This window comes from Pseudoxanthomonas suwonensis 11-1 (assembly GCF_000185965.1).
GTDB classification, from domain to species: domain Bacteria; phylum Pseudomonadota; class Gammaproteobacteria; order Xanthomonadales; family Xanthomonadaceae; genus Pseudoxanthomonas; species Pseudoxanthomonas suwonensis_A.
This window is the reverse complement of record NC_014924.1, coordinates 1835446-1855545: the sequence shown is the minus strand read 5'-3', so window position 1 is coordinate 1855545 and position 20100 is coordinate 1835446. Positions and strand designations below refer to the sequence as shown.

23 protein-coding genes and 1 other RNA gene are annotated in these 20100 nt (G+C 69.7%); 15 read left to right on the top strand and 9 right to left on the bottom strand.

What is annotated here, in order from left to right:
- Nucleotides 1-8: 8 nt before the first annotated feature.
- The 4 genes from PSESU_RS08445 to asnS all read right to left on the bottom strand — a co-directional run bounded on the left by PSESU_RS08445 (nucleotide 9) and on the right by asnS (nucleotide 2733).
- Nucleotides 9-641 (bottom strand): FMN-binding negative transcriptional regulator, encoded by a 633-nt coding sequence (locus PSESU_RS08445; RefSeq protein ID WP_013535353.1) that lies wholly within the window; start codon nucleotides 639-641, stop codon nucleotides 9-11.
- A gap of 1 nt (nucleotide 642) precedes the next feature.
- Nucleotides 643-942 carry a hypothetical protein gene (locus PSESU_RS08440; RefSeq protein WP_013535352.1) on the bottom strand — a complete coding sequence of 100 codons (300 nt, stop codon included), beginning with the start codon at nucleotides 940-942 and terminating at the stop codon, nucleotides 643-645.
- Nucleotides 939-1244 (bottom strand): hypothetical protein, encoded by a 306-nt coding sequence (locus PSESU_RS08435; RefSeq protein WP_013535351.1) that lies wholly within the window; start codon nucleotides 1242-1244, stop codon nucleotides 939-941. The genes PSESU_RS08440 and PSESU_RS08435 overlap by 4 nt, the downstream gene beginning before the upstream one ends.
- Nucleotides 1245-1332: 88 nt before the next feature.
- Nucleotides 1333-2733, bottom strand: coding sequence for an asparagine--tRNA ligase (gene asnS, locus PSESU_RS08430; RefSeq protein WP_013535350.1), 1401 nt, complete (start codon nucleotides 2731-2733; stop codon nucleotides 1333-1335).
- Nucleotides 2734-2906: 173 nt separating this feature from the next.
- On the opposite strand from asnS, the gene PSESU_RS08425 reads away from it, so the two are divergent.
- The 6 genes from PSESU_RS08425 to PSESU_RS08400 all read left to right on the top strand — a co-directional run bounded on the left by PSESU_RS08425 (nucleotide 2907) and on the right by PSESU_RS08400 (nucleotide 7125).
- A complete protein-coding gene (locus tag PSESU_RS08425; protein ID WP_041764704.1) occupies nucleotides 2907-3239 on the top strand; it encodes a HesB/IscA family protein in 333 nt (110 codons plus the stop codon).
- Between the two features lie 210 nt (nucleotides 3240-3449).
- Complete coding sequence (rpsF, locus tag PSESU_RS08420; protein WP_013535348.1) at nucleotides 3450-3881, top strand: 30S ribosomal protein S6; 432 nt, start codon at nucleotides 3450-3452, stop codon at nucleotides 3879-3881.
- A gap of 11 nt (nucleotides 3882-3892) precedes the next feature.
- A complete protein-coding gene (gene rpsR, locus PSESU_RS08415; protein ID WP_013535347.1) occupies nucleotides 3893-4123 on the top strand; it encodes a 30S ribosomal protein S18 in 231 nt (76 codons plus the stop codon).
- A 140-nt stretch (nucleotides 4124-4263) separates the two neighbouring features.
- Nucleotides 4264-4713 carry a 50S ribosomal protein L9 gene (rplI, locus tag PSESU_RS08410; protein WP_013535346.1) on the top strand — a complete coding sequence of 150 codons (450 nt, stop codon included), beginning with the start codon at nucleotides 4264-4266 and terminating at the stop codon, nucleotides 4711-4713.
- Nucleotides 4714-4913: 200 nt separating this feature from the next.
- Complete coding sequence (locus PSESU_RS08405; RefSeq protein WP_013535345.1) at nucleotides 4914-6341, top strand: replicative DNA helicase; 1428 nt, start codon at nucleotides 4914-4916, stop codon at nucleotides 6339-6341.
- A 103-nt stretch (nucleotides 6342-6444) separates the two neighbouring features.
- A complete protein-coding gene (locus tag PSESU_RS08400) occupies nucleotides 6445-7125 on the top strand; it encodes an OmpA family protein (protein WP_013535344.1) in 681 nt (226 codons plus the stop codon).
- A gap of 76 nt (nucleotides 7126-7201) precedes the next feature.
- Here the strand turns inward: PSESU_RS08400 and PSESU_RS08395 are convergent, their stop codons facing one another.
- Nucleotides 7202-8224, bottom strand: a complete 1023-nt coding sequence (locus PSESU_RS08395; protein WP_013535343.1) for a LysR family transcriptional regulator — start codon at nucleotides 8222-8224, stop codon at nucleotides 7202-7204.
- A gap of 365 nt (nucleotides 8225-8589) precedes the next feature.
- On the opposite strand from PSESU_RS08395, the gene PSESU_RS08390 reads away from it, so the two are divergent.
- The 6 genes from PSESU_RS08390 (at nucleotide 8590) to PSESU_RS08365 (ending at nucleotide 16776) form a co-directional block, all read left to right on the top strand.
- On the top strand, nucleotides 8590-9378 hold the full coding sequence (locus PSESU_RS08390; RefSeq protein WP_013535341.1) for an SDR family NAD(P)-dependent oxidoreductase: 789 nt from the start codon (nucleotides 8590-8592) through the stop codon (nucleotides 9376-9378).
- Between the two features lie 83 nt (nucleotides 9379-9461).
- On the top strand, nucleotides 9462-10661 hold the full coding sequence (locus PSESU_RS08385) for an efflux RND transporter periplasmic adaptor subunit (RefSeq protein ID WP_013535340.1): 1200 nt from the start codon (nucleotides 9462-9464) through the stop codon (nucleotides 10659-10661).
- Nucleotides 10662-10780: 119 nt separating this feature from the next.
- Nucleotides 10781-13960, top strand: coding sequence for an efflux RND transporter permease subunit (locus PSESU_RS08380; protein ID WP_013535339.1), 3180 nt, complete (start codon nucleotides 10781-10783; stop codon nucleotides 13958-13960).
- A 117-nt stretch (nucleotides 13961-14077) separates the two neighbouring features.
- Nucleotides 14078-14809 (top strand): SDR family oxidoreductase, encoded by a 732-nt coding sequence (locus PSESU_RS08375; RefSeq protein ID WP_013535338.1) that lies wholly within the window; start codon nucleotides 14078-14080, stop codon nucleotides 14807-14809.
- Nucleotides 14803-16251 (top strand): efflux transporter outer membrane subunit, encoded by a 1449-nt coding sequence (locus PSESU_RS08370; RefSeq protein ID WP_013535337.1) that lies wholly within the window; start codon nucleotides 14803-14805, stop codon nucleotides 16249-16251. The genes PSESU_RS08375 and PSESU_RS08370 overlap by 7 nt, the downstream gene beginning before the upstream one ends.
- Before the next feature lie 54 nt (nucleotides 16252-16305).
- Nucleotides 16306-16776: an MgtC/SapB family protein gene (locus PSESU_RS08365; protein ID WP_013535336.1), complete on the top strand. Its 471-nt coding sequence runs from the start codon at nucleotides 16306-16308 to the stop codon at nucleotides 16774-16776.
- A gap of 8 nt (nucleotides 16777-16784) precedes the next feature.
- Here the strand turns inward: PSESU_RS08365 and PSESU_RS08360 are convergent, their stop codons facing one another.
- Together PSESU_RS08360 and PSESU_RS08355 are read right to left on the bottom strand one after the other, a co-directional pair.
- Nucleotides 16785-17021: a hypothetical protein gene (locus tag PSESU_RS08360; protein WP_013535335.1), complete on the bottom strand. Its 237-nt coding sequence runs from the start codon at nucleotides 17019-17021 to the stop codon at nucleotides 16785-16787.
- A gap of 97 nt (nucleotides 17022-17118) precedes the next feature.
- Nucleotides 17119-17778: a UdgX family uracil-DNA binding protein gene (locus PSESU_RS08355; protein ID WP_013535334.1), complete on the bottom strand. Its 660-nt coding sequence runs from the start codon at nucleotides 17776-17778 to the stop codon at nucleotides 17119-17121.
- A 147-nt stretch (nucleotides 17779-17925) separates the two neighbouring features.
- Between PSESU_RS08355 and ssrA the strand changes: the two genes are divergently transcribed.
- Nucleotides 17926-18281: a transfer-messenger RNA gene (gene ssrA / locus PSESU_RS15925) on the top strand.
- Nucleotides 18282-18334: 53 nt separating this feature from the next.
- Here ssrA and smpB read toward each other — a convergent pair.
- A complete protein-coding gene (gene smpB, locus PSESU_RS08350; RefSeq protein ID WP_013535333.1) occupies nucleotides 18335-18850 on the bottom strand; it encodes an SsrA-binding protein SmpB in 516 nt (171 codons plus the stop codon).
- Nucleotides 18851-18897: 47 nt separating this feature from the next.
- Here smpB and PSESU_RS08345 point away from each other — a divergent pair, with 47 nt between their 5' ends.
- Both PSESU_RS08345 and PSESU_RS08340 read left to right on the top strand, forming a co-directional pair.
- Complete coding sequence (locus tag PSESU_RS08345) at nucleotides 18898-19326, top strand: type II toxin-antitoxin system RatA family toxin (RefSeq protein WP_013535332.1); 429 nt, start codon at nucleotides 18898-18900, stop codon at nucleotides 19324-19326.
- A gap of 3 nt (nucleotides 19327-19329) precedes the next feature.
- Nucleotides 19330-19596, top strand: coding sequence for an RnfH family protein (locus PSESU_RS08340; protein ID WP_013535331.1), 267 nt, complete (start codon nucleotides 19330-19332; stop codon nucleotides 19594-19596).
- A gap of 3 nt (nucleotides 19597-19599) precedes the next feature.
- On the opposite strand, the gene PSESU_RS08335 is transcribed toward PSESU_RS08340, so the two are convergent.
- Complete coding sequence (locus PSESU_RS08335) at nucleotides 19600-19992, bottom strand: outer membrane protein assembly factor BamE (protein WP_203415194.1); 393 nt, start codon at nucleotides 19990-19992, stop codon at nucleotides 19600-19602.
- Nucleotides 19993-20100: the final 108 nt, after the last annotated feature.

Genomic DNA, 20100 nt, shown 5'->3' with positions numbered 1-20100 from the left:
GAATCCGCTCAGGTCCGGCGACCGGACAGGCGCGAGGTCATCAGCGCGGCCACCTCGGCCGCGGCCTCGCCCGGCTGCGCGCGCAGGCCGTCGATCGCGCCCTGCACATTCGCTGGCGGATGGTTCTGGTTGAGCTTGAATTTCAGTTCGATCCGCCCGGCATGGAAACGGAAGCCGACGATGCCGCGCAGCTGGGCGCGTTCACGCGGATTGGCGTGGTCGTAGGCCCAGTCACCGCCCACGCCAGGCTCGAAGCGCTGGCCCAGGCGGGCAACCAGCGAGGCCAGGTCGTCCTCTCCGGTGAAGGCTTCCAGCGAGCCGTACAGGTGTGCGGCGGCGTAGTTCCAGGTCGGTACCCGCGCGGCCTCGGCCTTGTCCGCGTACCAGCCCGGCGAGACGTAGTGGTGCGGGCCGTGGACGATCACCAGCGCGGGGCCGGCGTGGCCGGCCTGCGGGTTCGGGCGGGCCCAGTGGCCTTCCAGTCCGACACGCTCGCCGTCGCGCCGGTACAGCACTGGCAGGTGGCTGGCGAAGGGCAGGCCATCCGCCCCGGAGGTGACCAGGGTGATGAACGGATCGCGCGCCAGCAGGCCGTCGAGCCCCGCGAGGTCGTCCTCGGCGAAGGCGCGCGGCGTGTACATCTCAGGCGTCGCGCCCCAGGTTCACGGTCATCAGCGGCAGCAGCGCGGCATCGTCGTCGGCGCGCGGCGGGGCCAGCTCGTCCAGCGAGAAGCCGCGGGCCAGCGCATCCTCCTCGTCCAGGCCGTCGAACTCGACGAAGTCGGCGTCCAGCAGCATGGAGCGGGCGGTGTCCTCGCTGTCGTAGGTGTGCAGGGCGCCGTCGTGGTCCAGCACCTCGGCGGTACCGGCCTCGCGTTCGCGCAGGCGCGCCCAGTGCAGGGTGCGGCCGAGGGTGGCGACCCACCAGGTGTCACGTGTCATAGGCCTAGCTCCGAGACAAGCCAGAGCAGGGCGGCCATGCCCAGTCCGACGAAGATGGTGATGAGCGCGACCCGGGCCGGAGTGGCCAGGCCGCTGAGGGAACGGTCCCCGACGGCGTGGTAACGCCCGCTGAGCAGCCAGCCCAGGGCGGCAGGCGCGAGGAACGCGCCCGGGCCGAAGTCGGCTGCGCCCCCGGCGTGGCGGTCGCGGATGTGGACCAGGGTCAGTGGCCAGAAGATGACGAAGGCGCTGGCCCCGGCGATGGCCACGCCGACGAAACACAGGGCCAGGAACAGGATCATTTGCGGGCCGTGATTGGGGATTCGGGATGCGTGATTCGCAAGAGCAACTGCCTCCACGCCGTCGCGGGCGTGGAGGCTGGCGTGGGGATCAGAACTCGGCGCTGCCGGGCGCGCGCGGGTAGGCGATCGCGTCGCGGATGTTGGACAGGCCGCAGGTGTAGACCACCAGGCGCTCGAAGCCCAGGCCGAAGCCTGCGTGCGGCACGCCGCCGTAGCGGCGCAGGTCGCGGTACCACTGGTAGTGCTCCGGCTCGAGGCCGAACTGGGCCATGCGCGCGTCCAGCACGTCCAGGCGCTCCTCGCGCTGGCTGCCGCCGATGATCTCGCCGATGCCCGGGGCCAGCACGTCCATCGCGGCGACGGTCTTGCCGTCGTCGTTCAGGCGCATGTAGAAGGCCTTGATGTGCTCGGGGTAGTTCATCACCACCACCGGGCGGCCCACGTGCTCCTCGGTCAGCCAGCGCTCGTGCTCGGTCTGCAGGTCCAGGCCCCATTCGACCGGGAAGTCGAACTTCCTGCCCGACGCCTGCAGCAGGCGGATCGCCTCGCTGTAGTCGATGCGCTCGAACGGCGCGTTGATGAACGACTCCAGGCGGGTGATCGCGTCCTTCTGCACGCGCTCGGCGATGAAGGCCATGTCGTCCGCGCGCTCGTCCAGCACGGTGCGGAACAGGTACTTGAGGAAGTCCTCGGCCAGGTCGGCGTCGGCGGCCAGGTCGGCGAACGCGATTTCCGGCTCGATCATCCAGAACTCCGCCAGGTGGCGGGTGGTGTTGGAGTTCTCGGCGCGGAAGGTCGGGCCGAAGGTGTAGACCTTGCTCAGGGCCAGGGCATAGGCCTCGACATTGAGCTGGCCGGACACGGTGAGGAAGGTTTCCTTGCCGAAGAAGTCGCGCGAGAAGTCGACCTCGCCGTCCTTGGTGCGCGGCAGGTTGGCCAGGTCCAGGGTCGAAACCCGGAACATCTGGCCGGCGCCCTCGGCGTCGGAGGTGGTGATGATCGGGGTGCTGATCCAGTAGAAGCCGCGCTCGTGGAAGAAGCGGTGCACGGCCTGGGCCAGGCAGTGGCGGATGCGGGTGACCGCGCCGAACAGGTTGGTGCGCGGGCGCAGGTGGGCGAACTCGCGCAGGTATTCCAGCGAGTGCTGCTTGGGCTGCATCGGATAGGTCAGCGGATCCTCGACCCAGCCGACCACCTCGATCCTGGAGGCCTGGATCTCGAAGCTCTGGCCCTGGCCCTGGGAGGGCACCAGGGTGCCGGTGGCGATCACCGAGCAGCCGGTGGTCAGGTGCTTCACCTCGGACTCGTAGTTGCCGAGGCTGGCCGGGGCCACGACCTGGATCGGGGCGAAGCAGGAGCCGTCGCTGACGTTGACGAAGCTCAGCCCGGCCTTGGAGTCGCGCCGGGTACGCACCCAGCCGCGTACCGTGACTTCGCCGCCGGCGGCAACTTTGCCCGCGAGCGCATGTTCGACGCTGACCACCGTCATGGCTTGAATCCTTGTGTCGTGAAGCCCATCTGGAAGGGCGGAAGTGTAGCGGTTGCACGTGGCGGCAGGCGAGGCGCCGTGCCGGCCGGCCCGCTGCGTTCCACGCCCGGGCCGGCGGCCCGCGGTGCCCGGTGCCTATAATGGGCGCGCTGTTCACGGAGGTTCCCCCGATCATGGCCATCACCCTCACCCCCGCCGCCCTGGAGCGCGTCCAGCGCTTCCTGCAGCGCGACCCGCAGGCCCTGGGCCTGCGCTTCGGCGTCGAGCGCACCGGCTGCTCCGGCTGGGGCCACGTGGCCGACCTGGCCCGCGACCAGCGCGAGGGCGATACCGTGTTCGAGCATGCCGGGGTGCGGATCTACGTCGACGCCACCAGCCTGCCGCTGGTGGACGGCACCGAGATCGACTTCGCCCGCCAGGGCCTGGGCGAGGGCTTCGTGTTCCGCAACCCGAACGCCAAGGCCGAGTGCGGCTGCGGCGAGAGCTTCACCACCCAGCCGGCCTGAGCCAGCTGCTGGCTGGCCCGGAGCGGCCGGTCCCGCCAGGGCCAGCTGACCCGGCCCGGAGCCGCCATTTGCGTCCAAGTCCCCGGGCCGGCATAATTTCCGGCTCCCCGCGCCTGCCTGCAGGTCGCGGGGCCCTTGCCCCACCGCTTCCGTTCCCGGTCGACGGGGGGCTGCCAGGCCCGCAAGGGCCGCATCCACAAGGAAAACACAATGCGTCATTACGAAGTCGTGTTCCTGGTCCACCCGGACCAGAGCGAGCAGGTGCCGGCGATGATCGAGCGCTACAAGGGCCTGATCGAGAACGCCGGTGGCTCCATCCACCGCCTGGAAGACTGGGGCCGCCGCCAGCTGGCCTACCCGATCCAGAACCTGGTCAAGGCCCACTACGTCCTGTTCAACGCCGAGGTCACCCAGGCCGCGATCGACGAGCTGGTCGAGACCTTCCGCTTCAACGACGCGATCCTGCGCCACCTGGTCATCCGCCGCGATGGCCCGGAGACCGAGCAGTCGCTGATCATGAAGAGCAAGGACGAGAAGGGCGACAAGCCCGAGCGTGGCGAGCGCCGCCGCCGTGACGAGGAAGGCGAGGGCACTGCCGCCGCCGCCGATACCGACGGCGACAACGCCGAAGCCGCCGCCTAAGGAGCACACCCATGTCCAAGTTCTTCCGTCGTCGCAAGTTCTGCAAGTTCACCGCCGAGGGCGTCAAGGAGATCGATTACAAGGATCTCAACACCCTGCGCCAGTACCTGACCGAGAACGGCAAGATCGTTCCGAGCCGCGTCACCGGCACCAAGTCGCGCTACCAGCGCCAGCTGTCGACCGCGATCAAGCGCGCCCGTTTCCTGGCCCTGATCCCGTACACCGACAACCACGACATCTGATCCGTGGCATCCCCGGGGCCGCATCCAATGCGGCCCCTGGCGGGGCACGTCAGCTGCTGGCTGCAAACCCATTCGTCCGATCCGGACAGCACGCGTTGCCGCGCTTCCATGCCGCGGCTAACGGATAGAGGAGCAACACCATGGATCTGATCCTTCTGCAGAAGGTCGTCAACCTCGGCAACCTGGGTGACAAGGTCACCGTGAAGCCGGGCTACGGCCGCAACTTCCTGGTCCCGCAGGGCAAGGCCGTGCCGGCCACCGCCGCCAACCTGGCCGAGTTCGAGGCCAAGCGCGCCGAGTACGAAGCCAAGGCCAAGGCCCTGCTCGACGACGCCCAGGGCCGCCTGGCCAAGCTGGAAGGCGCCAGCGTGACCGTCAAGGCCAACGCTTCGACCGAAGGCAAGCTGTACGGCTCGGTCGGCCCGCGCGACATCGCCGAGGCCTTCACCGCCGCCGGCCTGCCGGTCGAGAAGAGCGAGGTCATCATGGGCGAAGGCCCGATCCGCCACGTCGGCGAGTTCGAGGTCCAGATCGCCCTGCACGCGGACGTCGAGACCACCGTCAAGGTCGTGGTCGAGCCGGAAGCCTGATCGGCCCAGGCCGCAGGACCCACGGAGGGCGCCGCAAGGCGCCCTTCGCTTTTGTGGGCGTCTCGTCCGGCGAGATGTCCACGCGTTATGCACAGGGTTATCCATGGCGGCGGCCCCGGCCCCCGCATACGATGGCCAGCCGCACCTGATCCACCCGGCCGTGCGCCCGCTGCGCCGGCCAACCCGAGGAACCACCCCGAATGGCAGCACGCCCCGGCTTCCGCAAAGACCGAGACCGCGAACGCGACCGTGACCGCGATGGCGCCGATGGCCGCATCGAGCAGCTGCGGGTCCCGCCGCACTCGGTCGAGGCCGAGCAGGCGGTGCTGGGTGGCCTGATGCTGGCGCCGGAGTCGTACGACACCGTCGGCGACGTGCTGGTGGAGAAGGACTTCTACCGCCGCGACCACCAGCTGATCTACCGCGCGATCCGCGAGCTGGCCGAGAAGAGCCAGCCGTTCGACGCGGTGACCCTGGGCGAGTGGTTCGACTCGCAGGGCTATTCGGAGCAGATCGGCGGCGGCGCCTACCTGGTCGAGCTGGCCACGACCACGCCGTCGGCCGCCAACATCCGCGCCTACGCCGAGATCGTGCGCGACAAGGCGGTGCTGCGGCAGCTGATCGAGGTCGGCACCGAGATCATCAACAACGGCTTCCAGCCGGAAGGCCGCGACAGCGCCGAGCTACTGGCCCGCGCCGAGCAGGAGGTGTTCGCCATCGCCGAGGCCGGCGCCCGCGGCCGCACCGACTTCACCGGCCTCAACACCGCGCTGCGCGACGCCTTCGAGGTGCTGCAGAAGCGCTTCGAGAGCGGCGGCAACATCACCGGCCTGCCGACCGGCTACACCGAGTTCGACAACATGACCGCCGGCCTGCAGCCGACGGACCTGATCATCCTTGCCGCGCGTCCCGCGATGGGCAAGACCACCTTCGCGCTGAACATCGCCGAGTACGCGGCGATCAAGTCGAAGAAGGCGGTGGCGGTGTTCTCGATGGAAATGTCGGCCGCGCAGCTGGCGCTGCGCCTGATCTCCTCCAACGGCCGGGTCAACGCCCAGCGCCTGCGCACCGGCCAGCTGGAGGACGAGGACTGGAGCCGCGTCACCAGCGCCATCCGGATGCTGAAGGAAACCAAGATCTTCATCGACGACACCCCGGCGCTGTCGCCGGACGTGCTGCGTTCCAAGTGCCGCCGTCTCAAGCGCGAGCACGGCCTGGGCCTGGTGGTGATCGACTACCTGCAGCTGATGCAGGTGCCGGGCAACAGCGAGAACCGCGCCACCGAGATCTCGGAGATCAGCCGTTCGCTCAAGGCCCTGGCCAAGGAGCTCAACGTGCCGGTGATGGCGCTGTCCCAGCTCAACCGCTCGCTGGAAACGCGTACCGACAAGCGCCCGGTGATGGCCGACCTGCGCGAATCGGGCGCCATCGAGCAGGATGCCGACATCATCCTGTTCATCTACCGCGACGAGTACTACAACAAGGAAAACTCGCCGGACAAGGGCCTGGCCGAGGTCATCATCGGCAAGCACCGAAGCGGTCCGACCGGCGCGGTGAAGCTGCGCTTCTTCGGCGAGTACACCCGCTTCGACAACCTGGCCAACGACGCGGTGGGCTCGTTCGAGTAACCGTCCGTCGGGTCCCGGCGCGATCGACATTGTCCGTTCACGGGCCCCGGACTAGCATCCGGGGCGCCGCGGCCATGCCGCATCGTCCGAACAGGAGCCCCTAATGAACTTCCGCAAGCAGACCCTGAACCTGCTCGGCACCGCCGCCCTGGTCGCGGCCGTGGCCACCGGTTGCCAGACCACCAACCCGTACACCGGCGACCAGCAGATGAACCGCACCAGCAAGGGTGCGCTGATCGGCGCCGGCATCGGCGTCGCCGCCGGCCTGCTGACCGGCAACAGCGCGGTCGAGCGCCGCCAGCACGCCCTGATCGGCGCCGGCATCGGTGGCCTGGCCGGCGGCTCGGTCGGCGCCTACCAGGACCGCCAGCAGAACGCGCTGCGCGCCAAGCTGCAGGGCACCGGCGTGAGCGTCACCCGCAACGGCGACAACATCACCCTGAACATGCCGGGCAACGTGACCTTCGGCTTCAACAGCGCCAACCTGGACCCGCAGTTCTACCCGGTGCTCAGCAGCGTGGCCGAGGTCCTGCGCGAGTACGACAAGACCGTGGTCGAGGTCGCCGGCCACACCGACAGCGTCGGCGGCGACGAGGTCAACCAGCGCCTGTCCGAGCAGCGCGCCAATGCGGTGACCCAGTTCCTGGTGTCGCAGAACATCAATCCGCAGCGCTTCATCACCGTCGGTGCCGGCAAGCGTTATCCGATCGCCAGCAACGACACCGAGGCCGGCCGCGCCGCCAACCGCCGCGTCGAGATCACCCTGGTGCCGGTGCGTTCCTGATCCACGCACGCGACAGGCATGACGAAGAAGGGGCCGCGTAAGCGGCCCCTTCTTCTTGGGGCCAATCCCCGGGCAGTCAGGCCGCCACTTCCTCGAGGATGCGCTTGCCCTCGCGCACGCTTGCCTCCTCCATGGTCGCCTTCTCCGCCGCGGCCTCGTGCGGGCAGCGCGCGGGGCAGTGCATCATCATGTAGTCCGCATTGGTGCTCAGGCGCTCGACCAGGAAGTCGACGAACGCACGCACTTTGGGCGACATCACCCGGCCGCGCGGGAACACCGCGTTGAAGTCCACCTCCGGCCCGGTCCAGCCCGCCAGCACCCGGCGCAGCGCGCCGCTTTCCACGTAGGGCTTGGCGGTCACGTCGGTGGCCAGGGTCAGGCCTTCGCCACACAGCACCGCGCCGATCAGTGCCGACGGATCGTTGGCGACCATCAGCGGGTTGATCGGGAACTCGGTGGTGTCGGTGCCGTCGCTCAGCGGCCAGGTGATCCGGGTCGGATGCGAGTGGTAGTGCTTGCGCACGGCGAGGATGCGGTGGTGCTGGAGTTCGTCCGGATGCAGCGGCTCGCCGTGGCGACTGAGGTAGTCCGGGCTGGCGAACACCTGGGTGCGGAAACCGGCCAGCCGCCGCGCGATCAGGGTCGAATCCGGTAGCGGACCACCACGCAGGGCCACGTCGATCTCGCTGCCGATCAGGTCGACCTGGTCGTTGCTCATGTGCATGTCCAGCCGGATCTCCGGATACCGCGCATGGAACTCGCCCAGCAGCGGCGAGATCCAGGCGATGCCGATGGAGTAGGGCACGGTGAAGCGCAGCCAGCCACGCGGGCCGCCCTGCAGCTGGCCGACAGCGCCCTCGGCTTCCTCGAGTTCCTGGGCGATGCGCTGGCAGTGCTCGAAGTAGACGTTGCCGGCCTCGGTGAGGCCGAGGCGGCGCGTGGTCCGGTGCAACAGCTGCGCGCCAAGACGCGTCTCCAGCTCCTGGACCTTGCGGCTGACGGTGGTCTTGGGCAGGCCCAGCGAGCGGGCCGCGGCGATGAAACTTCCCTGTTCGACCACCTTGACGAAGACGAGGGTGTCGTTGAGGTCGTAGGCCATGGGGGGGGGAATCCTGGGGGGAGAAGGTGACGGCAGGAGATTGGACCTGCTGCGGGACGATTATTCCCTTTAATCCGGACTAATCAAGTCCAGATTCGAGGCGTAACTTGCCTCTCCATTCCCCGACGAAGGAGAGCCGCCATGCTGTTACGGCGCCTCAAGGCCCTCATTTCCCGCGTCGACGCCCCCAGTGTCGACAATGACTTGCACCTCCCGCGAATGGGGGAAAGCAGGCCCCGTGGGCATTTCCGCGAGTTCACCGTGCCGCGCCGGCGGCAGCAGGGCGGCGTCACCCTGCCGGCCACCCGCCGCTGCCGCCACGGTCGCTCTGACGGGATTATCCCGGCAACGGGAGAAAAAATCCCATGAGCGGGATGCTGGCTCCAGAGGTCCTGGTGCTCGGCGCCAGCGGTCGCGTCGGCTCGGGCGTGGTCGCCGCGCTGCTGGAAGCCGGCAGCCCGGTGCTGGCGGTGGCGCGCGACGCCTCGCGCCTGGAGCGGCTGGCGGCCATGCACGCCGACGAGCCGGGGCTGGAGGTGATGGTCGCCTCGGTCTCCGACGACGGCGCCGCCGCCGAGCTGGCGCGGCGCGTCTCGCGCCGGCCACGTGGGCTGCGCGGCGTCGTGGATGCCACCGCCGGCGTGCGCCGGACCTCGCGCCTGCTCGACCAGCCGGCGCCGGTACTGACGGCCAGCTTCGAGCAGGAAGTGCTCCCGCACCTGGCCGCGGCCCGGCACCTGCTGCCGCTGCTGAAGCGGCGCGGCGGCGACCGTTACCTGCTGGCCGGCGGCCCGCATGCGCGCTGCGGCTGGGCCGGCTACGGCCACGCCTCGGTCGCGATCGCCGCCAGCCGGATGCTGGTCCAGGTGCTGCACGAGGAAGCGCAACCGCTGGGCGTGCGCGTGCAGATGCTGTCGATCGATGCGCCGGTATGGACCCCGGACAACACCGGCCGCGCCTGCGCCGGCTGGCACGGAACGCTGGGCATCGGTCGCGCCATGGTCTCGCTGCTGGCCACCAGCAGTCCCGATGCGCGCTCCATCGTCAGTTACGCCGACACCGCCGGCGAGCGTCCGCCGGGAATGCTCGGCCGCGACTTCGCCGCGGTGCTCGATGCCGCGTCCGGCACGCCCGGCCCGGGATGGGCCGCATGAACACGAACGACTTGCCCGATCCGCGGGAGGCAGGAAGCCGTCCGCATTACTTCCCTCTCCCCATGCCATACGAGGCCACCCCCATGAACAGGAAGATCCGACCCCACATCCGTCCGCGCCGCCTGCTGGCGCTGGGTGCCAGCGGCGCGATCGCGCTGACCGTCCTCGCCGGCTGCACCGGCGGCCAGGCCGCCGAGCAGATGCCGCCGCCGGAAGTCGGCGTCGCCGAGGTCCCAGTGCGTCCGGTGCAGCAGTGGGACGAGTTCAGCGGCCGCATCGAAGCGGTCGAGAGCGTCGAGCTGCGTCCGCGCGTGTCCGGTTACATCGAATCGGTGAACTTCCGCGAAGGCCAGGAAGTGAAGAAGGGCGACGTGCTGTTCACCATCGACGCCCGCAGCTACCGCGCCGAGCTGGCACGCGCCGAGGCGGCGCTGGCCCGGGCCCGCGCCCAGGCCGAGGTCTCGCGCAGCGAGGCCGAGCGTGCGCGCCGGCTGTCCGAGGAGCAGGCCATCTCGGTCGAGACCTGGGAGCAGCGTCGCGCCGCCGCCCGCCAGGCCCAGGCCGACCTGGCCGCGGCCCAGGCTGCGGTCGACGCCGCCCGCCTGGACCTGGAGTGGACCCGGGTGCGCGCGCCGATCGACGGCCGCGCGGGCAGGGCGCTGGTGACCGCCGGCAACCTGGTAGGCGCCGGCGATGGTGCCAGCGTGCTGACCACCCTGGTCTCGCTGGACAAGGTGCACGTGCACTTCGACGCCGACGAGCGCAGCTTCCTGCGCTATGCCGAGCTGGCCCGCAGCGGCAAGCGCGCCAGCGAGCGCGAGGGCACGCTGCCGGTGCAGGTCGCGCTGGCCGACGAGGAAGGCTTCCCGCACGAGGGCAAGGTCGACTTCCTCGACAACCAGGTCGACCGCGGCACCGGCACCATCCGCGCCCGCGCGGTGCTGGACAACGCCGATCGTCGCTTCACCCCGGGCCTCTACGCTCGTGTCCGCCTGCCGGGCAGCGGCCGCTTCGAGGCCGCGCTGGTCGACGACAAGGCCGTGCTCACCGACCAGGACCGCAAGTACGTGTACGTGGTCGACGAGGAAGGCAAGGCGCAGCGGCGCGACATCGTGATCGGCCGGCTGGCCGATGGCCTGCGCATCGTCGAGCAGGGGCTGTCCGCCGGCGACAAGGTGATCGTGTCCGGCGTGCAGAAGGTGTTCTTCCCCGGCATGCCGGTGCAGCCCCAGGCCGTGGTCATGGGCAAGCCCGCCACCACGCCTGCGGTTGCCGCGCGATGAACTGAGCGGTTTGGCGCCGCGCCCCGGCGCGGCCCTTCAGGCGCCCGTCCTCCCCTGATGCCCCCTCCCGATGGTGGGGAGGGCGGGCCCTTCTTTTCCCGAATCCAGGAGCCACCCCCATGGACTTCTCGCGCTTCTTCATCGACAGGCCGATCTTCGCGGCCGTGTTGTCGATTGTGATCTTCGCCGCGGGCCTGATCTCGATCCCGCTGCTGCCGATCGGCGAATACCCCGACGTGGTGCCGCCCTCGGTGGTGGTCCGCACCGTGTATCCCGGCGCCAATCCCAAGGTGATCTCCGAGACGGTGGCCACGCCGCTGGAAGAGGCCATCAACGGCGTCGAGGACATGATGTACCTCAAGTCCGTTGCCGGCTCCGACGGCGTGCTGCAGCTGACCGTGACCTTCCGCCCCGGCACCGACCCGGACGAGGCCGCGGTGCGGGTGCAGAACCGCGTCGCCCAGGCGCAGGCACGCCTGCCCGAGGACGTGCGCCGCCAGGGCATCACCACCCAGAAGCAGTCGCCGGTGTTCCTGATGGTGGTGCACCTGACCTCCACCGACGGCCAGTACGACTCACTGTACCTGCGCAACTACATGCGCCTGCACGTCAAGGACGAGCTGGCGCGCATCCCCGGCGTGGGTGATGCGCAGCTGTTCGGCGGCGGCGACTACGCCATGCGCATCTGGCTGGATCCGGACAAGGTCGCCGCGCGCGACATGACCGCCGGCGACGTGCTGCGTGCGGTCCGCGAGCAGAACGTGCAGGTCTCGGCCGGCCAGATCGGCGCCGAGCCGATGCCCGGCGGCAGCGACTTCCTGCTGCCGATCAACGCCAAGGGCCGGCTGGAGAGCGTCGAGGAGTTCGGCGGCATCGTCCTCAAGAGCGGCGCCGATGGCCAGGTCGTGCGCCTGTCCGACGTCGCCCGGATCGAGCTGGCGGCCGGCGACTACACCCTGCGTGCGCGCCTGGACGGCAAGAACGCGGCGGCCATCGGCATCTTCCAGGCCCCGGGTGCCAACGCGCTGGAGATCCGCGACGCCGTGGTAGGCAAGATGGCGGAGATCCGCCAGACCCTGCCGCCGGGCGTGGAGATCCAGTCGATCTACGACACCACGATCTTCGTGCGCGACTCGATCAAGTCGGTGATCACCACCCTGATGGAGGCGGTGTTCCTGGTGGTGCTGGTGGTGATCCTGTTCCTGCAGACCTGGCGCGCCTCGATCATCCCGCTGCTGGCGGTGCCGGTGTCGGTGGTGGGCACGTTCGCCGTGCTGTACGTCCTGGGTTACTCGATAAACACCCTGACCCTGTTCGGCCTGGTGCTGGCGATCGGCATCGTGGTCGACGACGCCATCGTGGTGGTGGAGAACGTCGAGCGCCACATCGAGGACGGCGCCACGCCGCTGCAGGCGGCGCACCTGGCCATGCGCGAGGTGTCCGGGCCGATCATCGCCATCGCCCTGGTGCTGTGCGCGGTGTTCGTGCCGATGGCCTTCCTCACCGGCGTCACCGGCCAGTTCTACAAGCAGTTCGCGGTGACCATCGCCATCTCCACGGTGATCTCGGCGATCAACTCGCTGACCCTGTCGCCGGCCCTGGCAGCCAAGCTGCTGCGCCCGCATGGCGCGGAGAAGGACCGTCCGACCCGGATCATCGACCGCCTGTTCGGCTGGCTGTTCCGCCCGTTCAACCGCTTCTTCAAGCGCAGCTCCGAGCGCTACGAGGGCGCGGTGGGGCGTGCGCTGGGGCGTCGCGGCGCGGTGTTCGCGGTGTACGCGGTGCTGCTGCTCGGCGCGGGCGTGATGTTCAACGCGGTGCCGGCCGGCTTCATCCCGGTACAGGACAAGCTGTACATCATCGCCGGCGTGAAGATGCCCGAGGGCGCCTCGATCGAGCGCACCGACGCGGTGCTCAAGCGCATGGCGGCGATCGCCTCCGAGGTCGAGGGGGTGCAGAACGAGGTCGCGTTCCCGGGCCTGAACCCGCTGCAGTTCACCAACACCCCGAACAACGGCGTGGTGTTCTTCACCCTCAAGCCGTTCGGCGAGCGCAAGGCCACGGCCGAGGAGATCACGGCCGAGCTCAACGCCCGCTTCTCCGCGATCCAGGAGGGCTTCACCTTCGCCTTCATGCCGCCCGCCATCCAGGGCCTGGGCAACGGCTCGGGCTGGTCGCTGTTCGTCGAGGACCGCACCCGCCTGGGCTATGGCGAGCTGCAGAACGCGGTGCAGGCCTTCCAGGGCGCGGCCTCGCAGGTGCCGGGCATGGGCTTCCCGATCTCCAGCTACCAGGCCAACGTGCCGCAGCTGGATGCCGAGGTCGACCGCGTCCAGGCCAAGGCCCAGGGCGTGCCGCTGACCGAGCTGTTCGAGACCCTGCAGACCTACCTGGGTTCGGCCTACGTCAACGACTTCAACATGTTCGGCCGCACCTGGCAGGTCATCGCCCAGGCCGACGCGCCGTTCCGCGACGACGTCACCGACATCGCCAACCTGCGTACCCGCAATGCGGCGGGCGAGATGGTGCCGGTGGGTTCGATGGTCGACATCCGCCAGACCTACGGTCCGGACCCGGTGATCCGCTTCAACGGCTATCCGGCCGCCGACCTGATGGGCGACGCCGATCCGCGCGTGCTGTCCTCCGGCGAGGCGATGGCGAAGATCACCGAGCTGGCCGGGCAGGTTCTGCCGCCGGGCATGGGCATCGACTGGAGCGAGCTGAGCTACCAGCAGGCGACCCAGGGCAAGGCCGCGCTGGTGGTGTTCCCGCTGGCGGTGCTGCTGGCCTTCCTGGTGCTGTCGGCGCTGTACGAGAGCTGGACCCTGCCGCTGGCGGTGATCCTGATCGTGCCGATGACCCTGCTGTCCGCGCTGCTGGGCGTGTGGCTGACCGGTGGCGACAACAACGTGTTCGTGCAGGTCGGCCTGGTGGTGCTGATGGGCCTGGCGTGCAAGAACGCGATCCTGATCGTCGAGTTCGCCCGCGAGCTGGAGATGCAGGGCAAGGGAATCATCGAATCCGCGCTGGAAGCCTGCCGCCTGCGCCTGCGCCCGATCGTGATGACCTCGGTGGCGTTCATCGCCGGCACCGTGCCGCTGGTGCTGTCGCATGGCGCCGGTGCGGAGGTCCGCTCGGTCACCGGCATCACCGTCTTCGCCGGAATGCTCGGCGTGACCCTGTTCGGCCTGTTCCTGACCCCGGTGTTCTACGTCGCCCTGCGCAAGCTGGCCAACCGCCCGCTGGTCACCCACGAGCCGCACGCGGCGCATGCCGACGGCGCCGAGGTGCGCGCATGAGTTCCCGCCTGCCATGTCCGGATGTGGCGCGAACCGTCGCCACCGGGCCGGCAGCCTTTCCTGGCAGCGGCGCCCCCGCCGCGCCAGTCCCCCACGAATGACAAAGGAAACGCATCCATGAACACCACTTCCCGTATCGCCCTGGTCACCGGCGCCACCCGCGGCATCGGCCTGGAAACCGTGCGCCAGCTGGCGCAGGCCGGGGTCCACACGCTGCTGGCCGGGCGCGACCGCGAACGCGCGGTCGAGGCCAGCCTCGGCCTGCAGTCCCAGGGCCTGCCGGTGGAGGCAATCGCGCTCGACGTCACCGACGGCGAAAGCATCCGCGCCGCCGTCGACGAAGTGCAGCGCCGCCATGGCCGGCTCGACATCCTGGTCAACAACGCCGGCGTTGCCCTGGACGACTGGGACAGCAAGCCTTCGGAACAGTCCCCCGAAACCTGGCGCCGAACCTTCGATACCAATGTGTTCGGCGTGATCGAGGTGACCCGCGCCTTCCTGCCACTGCTGCGCGCCTCCGGATCCGGGCGGATCGTCAACGTGTCCAGCGTGCTCGGCTCGATCGCCCTGCAGGCCGACCCGCAGTCCGACTACTACGCGATCAAGATCCCGGCCTACAACGCCTCCAAGAGCGCGGTGAACGCCTGGACCGTGCAGCTGGCCTGGGAACTGCGCGAAGCGGGGATCAAGGTCAATGCCATCCATCCCGGCAACGTCAAGACCGACATGAATCCCGGGGCCGAAATGGATGTCAGCGATGGCGCCCGCAGCAGTGTCGCGATGGCACTGCTGGGCGCCGACGGCCCCACCGGAACCTTCACCCACCTGGGAGAAACGCTGCCATGGTGATCCGCACCCTTGTAGTGGCCGTCGCCACCGCCGTGCTCTCGGCGTGCGCGGTCGGGCCCGACTACCGCGTTCCGGTACCGCCGGACGTGAACCTGCACAACGCGACCGGCGAAGCCTTCGCCCCCGGCGTCGCCGTGGCCCAGTGGTGGGCGCAGTTCGACGACCCGGTGCTGGAGAAGCTGGTCAGCGACTCGCTGCTGGCCAACCCCGACCTGCGCCTGGCCATGACCCGCGTCAGCGCGGCACGCGCGGTGTTCAGCGAGCGTCGGCTGGATCCGTGGCCGCACGTGGGTGCGGCCGCCACCGGCGACCGCACCCGCCAGCCCGATGCGGCCGGCGGTGGCATCGACGAGGTCTACACGCTCGGTTTCGATGCGGCCTGGGAACTGGACCTGTTCGGTCGCCTGCGTCGCGGCGCCGAAGCCGCGCGCGCCGACCTGCAGGCCGAGCAGGCCGGGCTGGACGACGTGCAGGTGAGCATTGCCGCCGAGGTGGCGCGCAACTACTTCCTGCTGCGCGGCACCCAGAAGCGGATCGAGGTGGCCGAGCGCACCCTGCGCAACCTCGACCAGACCCAGCGCCTGACCGAGACACGTCGCGACCTGGGCGCGGGGAGCGCGCTGGACGTGCACAGCAGCCGTGCGCGGCTGAAGGCGATCGAGGCCGACATCCCGCTGCTGCGCTCCATGGAGGCGACCGCGCGCTACCGGCTCGCCGTGCTGCAGGGGCTGCAGCCGGGGGCGCTGGACGAGCTGCTGGCACCCCGGCCGGTCGCGGCCTACGCACGTGAGCTGCCGCTGGGCGATACCCGCGAGCTGCTGCGCAGCCGTCCCGACGTGCGTGCCGCCGAGCGTCGCCTGGCCTCGGCCACCGCGCGGGTAGGGGTGGCCACCGCCGACCTGTTCCCGCGGATCAGCATCCGCGGCTTCGCCGGCTTCCTGTCCGGCGAGTTCTCCTCGCTGGTGGCCGGGCGCAACGAGGCCTGGCAGGTGAGTCCGTCGATCAGCTGGGCCGCGTTCGACATGGGCAGCGTGCGCGCACGCCTGCGCGCGGCCGAGGCCGGCGCCGACGCGGCGGCGGTGCAGTACGAGATGGCCGTGCTCGCGGCGCTGGAGGATGCCGAGAACGCGCTGCAGGACTATGCCCGCCGCCAGGAGCGGCTGCGCATCGTGGTCGACCAGGCCGAGGCCGCACGCGAGGCCGAACGCCTGGCCCAGGTCGGCTACCGCGAAGGCGGCACCGACTTCCTGACCCTGCTCGATGCCCAGCGCACCCAGCTGGCCGCCGACGACGCCCTGGCCGAGGCCGAGGCGGCGGTCAACATCGCCGCGGTGGCGGTGTACAAGGCGCTGGGTGGCACCCAGGCCCGTGCGGATGCGCCCGGGACCTCCACGGAGGCTGGTATTGCCGCCGCGCAATGGGTACCGCCGCTGGGGCATTGAGGCGCGTCGCCATCCTTCACGGCGCCTGCGCGCGGCGCCGGGGAAGGTGCGCGCATGGAATGGATGGAACAACTTCGCGTGCTGCCGGCCGTGGTCTATGCGATGGCCCTCGGCGGGGCCATCGGCTACGAGCGTGAACTGAAGGACCGACCGGCCGGCTTCCGTACCCACATGCTGGTTGCGGGCACCTCGGCCCTGCTGCTGGGACTGAGCCGGATGGTGCTGGAGGACGACCACTACGCCGGCACCGGCCTGCGCATCGATCCGCTGCGCCTGGTCGAGGCGGTGGTGGCCGGCGTTTCCTTCATCGGCGCCGGCACCATCTTCGCCAGCCGCAAGGGCGACGGGGTGCAGGGCATCACCACGGCCGCGTCCCTGCTGACGGTGGCGGCGATCGGCATCACCGTGGGCTTCGGCTACCTGGCGCTGGGCTTCGCCATCGCCATGCTGACCCTCGCGGTGCTGACCTTGCTGCGCTGGTTCGAACGGCGCAACCTGGTTGCGCCGGAGGACCCGCCGAAGTAGGGCGGGCATCAGGCCCGGTCGTCGATGCCCTCGACCCCGGCGTGGGTGGCGCAGTGCGCGCAGCAGAAGAAGCGGCCGTCGCTCTCGGCGCCGTGGCCGATGATCCGGCAGCCGCAGTGCTCGCAGGTCGGCGCCAGCGCCTGGATCGCGCATTCGAACGAGTCGTAGGTGCCGCCGCTGCCGTCGGCCAGGGTGACCTTGAAGGCCTTGTCGTAGTCGTTGCCGCACAGGTCGCATCGGGCCATGGGGCGTACTCCGGTGTGGAAACCCGGACCATTGCAGCGCCGCGGCCGTGAACAGCGGGCGAGGGCGCCGCGCGGGCGATGCAATCACTGCAGCCGGTTAGCCCGCGGGCGGGTCGTGCAGGCGGCGAAGGTCGGCCAGCAGCTGCGCGTAAGCGGCTTCGCGCTCCGGCGACCGCATGCGCAGGATGGCGGACGGATGCCAGGTGGCCAGTGCCTGCGTATGCGGGCCGAGGCGTTGCCACTGGCCGCGCTGGTGGGTGAGGCGGAAACCCGGTCCGAACAGCGTCTGCGCCGCCATCGCACCCAGCGCGACGACGATATCCGGGTTGATCCGGTCCAGCTCGGCAGCCAGCCAGGGCCGGCAGGCCGCCTGCTCGGCGGCGTTGGCGCGCTGGTGCAGGCGGCGCTTGCCGCGTGGCTGGAACTTGAAGTGCTTGACGGTGTTGGTCAGGTAAAGCGATTGCGGAGCCAGGCCGGCCTCGACCAGCGCCTTGCGCAGCAGCTGTCCGGCGGGGCCGACGAAGGGTTTGCCTTCCAGGTCCTCGCGGTCGCCGGGCTGCTCGCCGACCAGCAGGACCTGCGCGCGTGCCGGGCCGGCGCCGAACACGGTCTGGGTGGCGGGTCGCCACAGCGGGCATCGCCGGCAACCGGCCGCCTCCCGGCGCAGGGCCGACAGGCTGCCTTGCGGCACCTCGTCCACTGGCCTGGCCAGCCGCGGCGCCTGCTCTACGCGCTCGGGATCGTCCTTGCGGGGCATGGGGCACAGGCTAGGGCGGGGCGGGGCGCCGGGTGAAACCCGGTGCATGAACCGTATCCGTGCCTGGAAAGCCGTGCGCCTTGTGCGGGCAGGTGGCCGTCCCTACACTGGTCACCGTCTGGCGATGCAACTTCGCCCGAAGTTTCCGGGGGTGTCCTGGTTTCGACGGGGGATGCGAAGTCGACTGGCGCATGCCGAGGGGGCAGCTTTCCTCGTTAATCCAGCGGCAAAACTCATAGTTGCCAACGACGACAACTACGCTCTCGCCGCTTAAGGCGTAGCCCCGAACCCACTTGTGCCTGTGCTCGTGGATGTAGGGTCATTATCACGGGATGCTCCGCTGGTGGTTACCTGTCAGCCAGCGGTCAAGACTCAACAGGCATGTCCCGAGGTGCGCTTAGCACGCCGTGCTGCCGAGGGACGAGAACCAACGGTGAGCTAAGCATGTAGTGCCGGAGACCGAGTACCTTCGGACGGCGGTTCAACTCCGCCCACCTCCACCAAAAGCGAAAAGCCCGGGGAAACCCGGGCTTTTTTTCTTGCCTGCTCGGCGCGCTCAGGCGTCCTTGTTGTGCCGGCGCATGACCCGCTGCTTCTCGCGCTGCCAGTCGCGTTCCTTCGCGGTATCGCGCTTGTCGTGCTCCTGCTTGCCCTTGGCCAGGGCGATCTCCAGCTTGACCTTGTTGCCCTTCCAGTACATCGCGGTGGGCACGATGGTGTAGCCGTCGCGCTGGACGCCGCCGATCAGCTTGTCGATCTCGTGCCGGTGCAGCAGCAGCTTGCGGGTGCGGCGGTCGTTGGCCACCACGTGGGTGGAGGCCTGGATCAGCGGCGTGACCTGGGCGCCGATCAGGTAGATCTCGCCGTCCTGGACATAGGCGTAGCCGTCGGTCAGGTTGGCGCGGCCGGCGCGGATCGCCTTGACCTCCCAGCCCTGCAGCGCCAGGCCGGCCTCGAAACGCTCGACCAGGTGGTACTCGAACTTCGCGCGCTTGTTCAGGGCGATGGTGCGGGTGGCTGGCTCGGCCTTGGATTTGGCCTTTGCCTTATCATTGGGCGGTTTCTTGCTCATCCCTCCATTGTCGCCCAAATCGGGCGGCCGCAGACGCCCTAGGTTAAATGCCAAGCATCACCCGCAGTGCCCTGGTCGGCCATCCGGCGACCCGCATGTTCGACCTGGTCAACGACGTGGCCGCCTACCCGCGGCGTTTCTCATGGTGCGAGCAGGCCCGGATCCTGGAGCAGGAAGAGGACCGCATGGTCGCGCGCCTGGACCTGGGCCTGGGTTCGCTGCGCACCTGGTTCACCACCGAGAACCGCCTGGAGCGCCCCGGCCGCATCGACATGCAGCTGCGCGATGGCCCGTTCCGCAAGCTGCACGGCGTGTGGATCTTCCATGCCCTGGACGAATCCTCGTGCAAGGTCAGCCTGACCCTGGAGTTCGAGCCGGCCTCGCGCCTGCTCGGGCCGGTGTTCACCCTCGGCTTCCAGGGGTTGGCCGACCGCATGGTCGACGACTTCGTGCGCGTGGCCGACCGCGAGGCCTGAGGGATGCGGGTAGAGGTCGTCATCGCCTGGCCGCACCGCTTCGCGCAGTGCTGGCTGGAACTCGGGGATGGGGCGACCGTGGCCGACGCGGTGCGCGCGGCCGATCTTGAAGGCAAGGACGAGGTGGCCGGCTACGCAGTGTTTGGCGTGGCGGCGCAGCCGGAGACGCGGCTGCACGAGGGGGATCGGGTGGAGCTGCTGAGGCCGCTGCTGGTCGACCCCAAGGAAGCGCGCCGGCGGCGTGCGGGCGCGCAGCGCGGCGGCCGCTGAAACTCAGCGGCGGCGCTTGTCCTTGTCCTTGGCGATGTTCGGGCCGAACTGGCGCAGCGACTTGCGGGCCAGCTCCAGGTCCTGCTCGGGGAAGTAGTCGCCTTCCCAGCGCACGAGTGTGTCGTTCTCGAAGTGCAGGGTCAGGGTCTTGGCTTCCACGTTGCCGGCGCGGTCGGTGCGCTCGCTGGCGGCGTAGTCCCAGCGCTGGGCGTGGAACGGATCGGCCAGGGACGGCGTGCCGAGCAGGCCGGCGACCTGCTGCTTGCTCAGGCCCGGACGCAGCTGGTCCACCGCGTCCTTTTCCATCAGGTTGCCCTGGTAGATCGGCTGCTTGTAGAGGATGCCGCAACCGGCGAGGGCCAGCGAGACGGGGGCGATCAGCAGCAGGCGGGACAGGCTTGGCATTGCGTGTACGCGGGGGTGAAAGTGGTCCCGATGATACACTCCCGGCGCGTCGAGCGGCCTCCCTGCGGGGCGGCGGCGGTAAACCGGCAGTGAATGGAG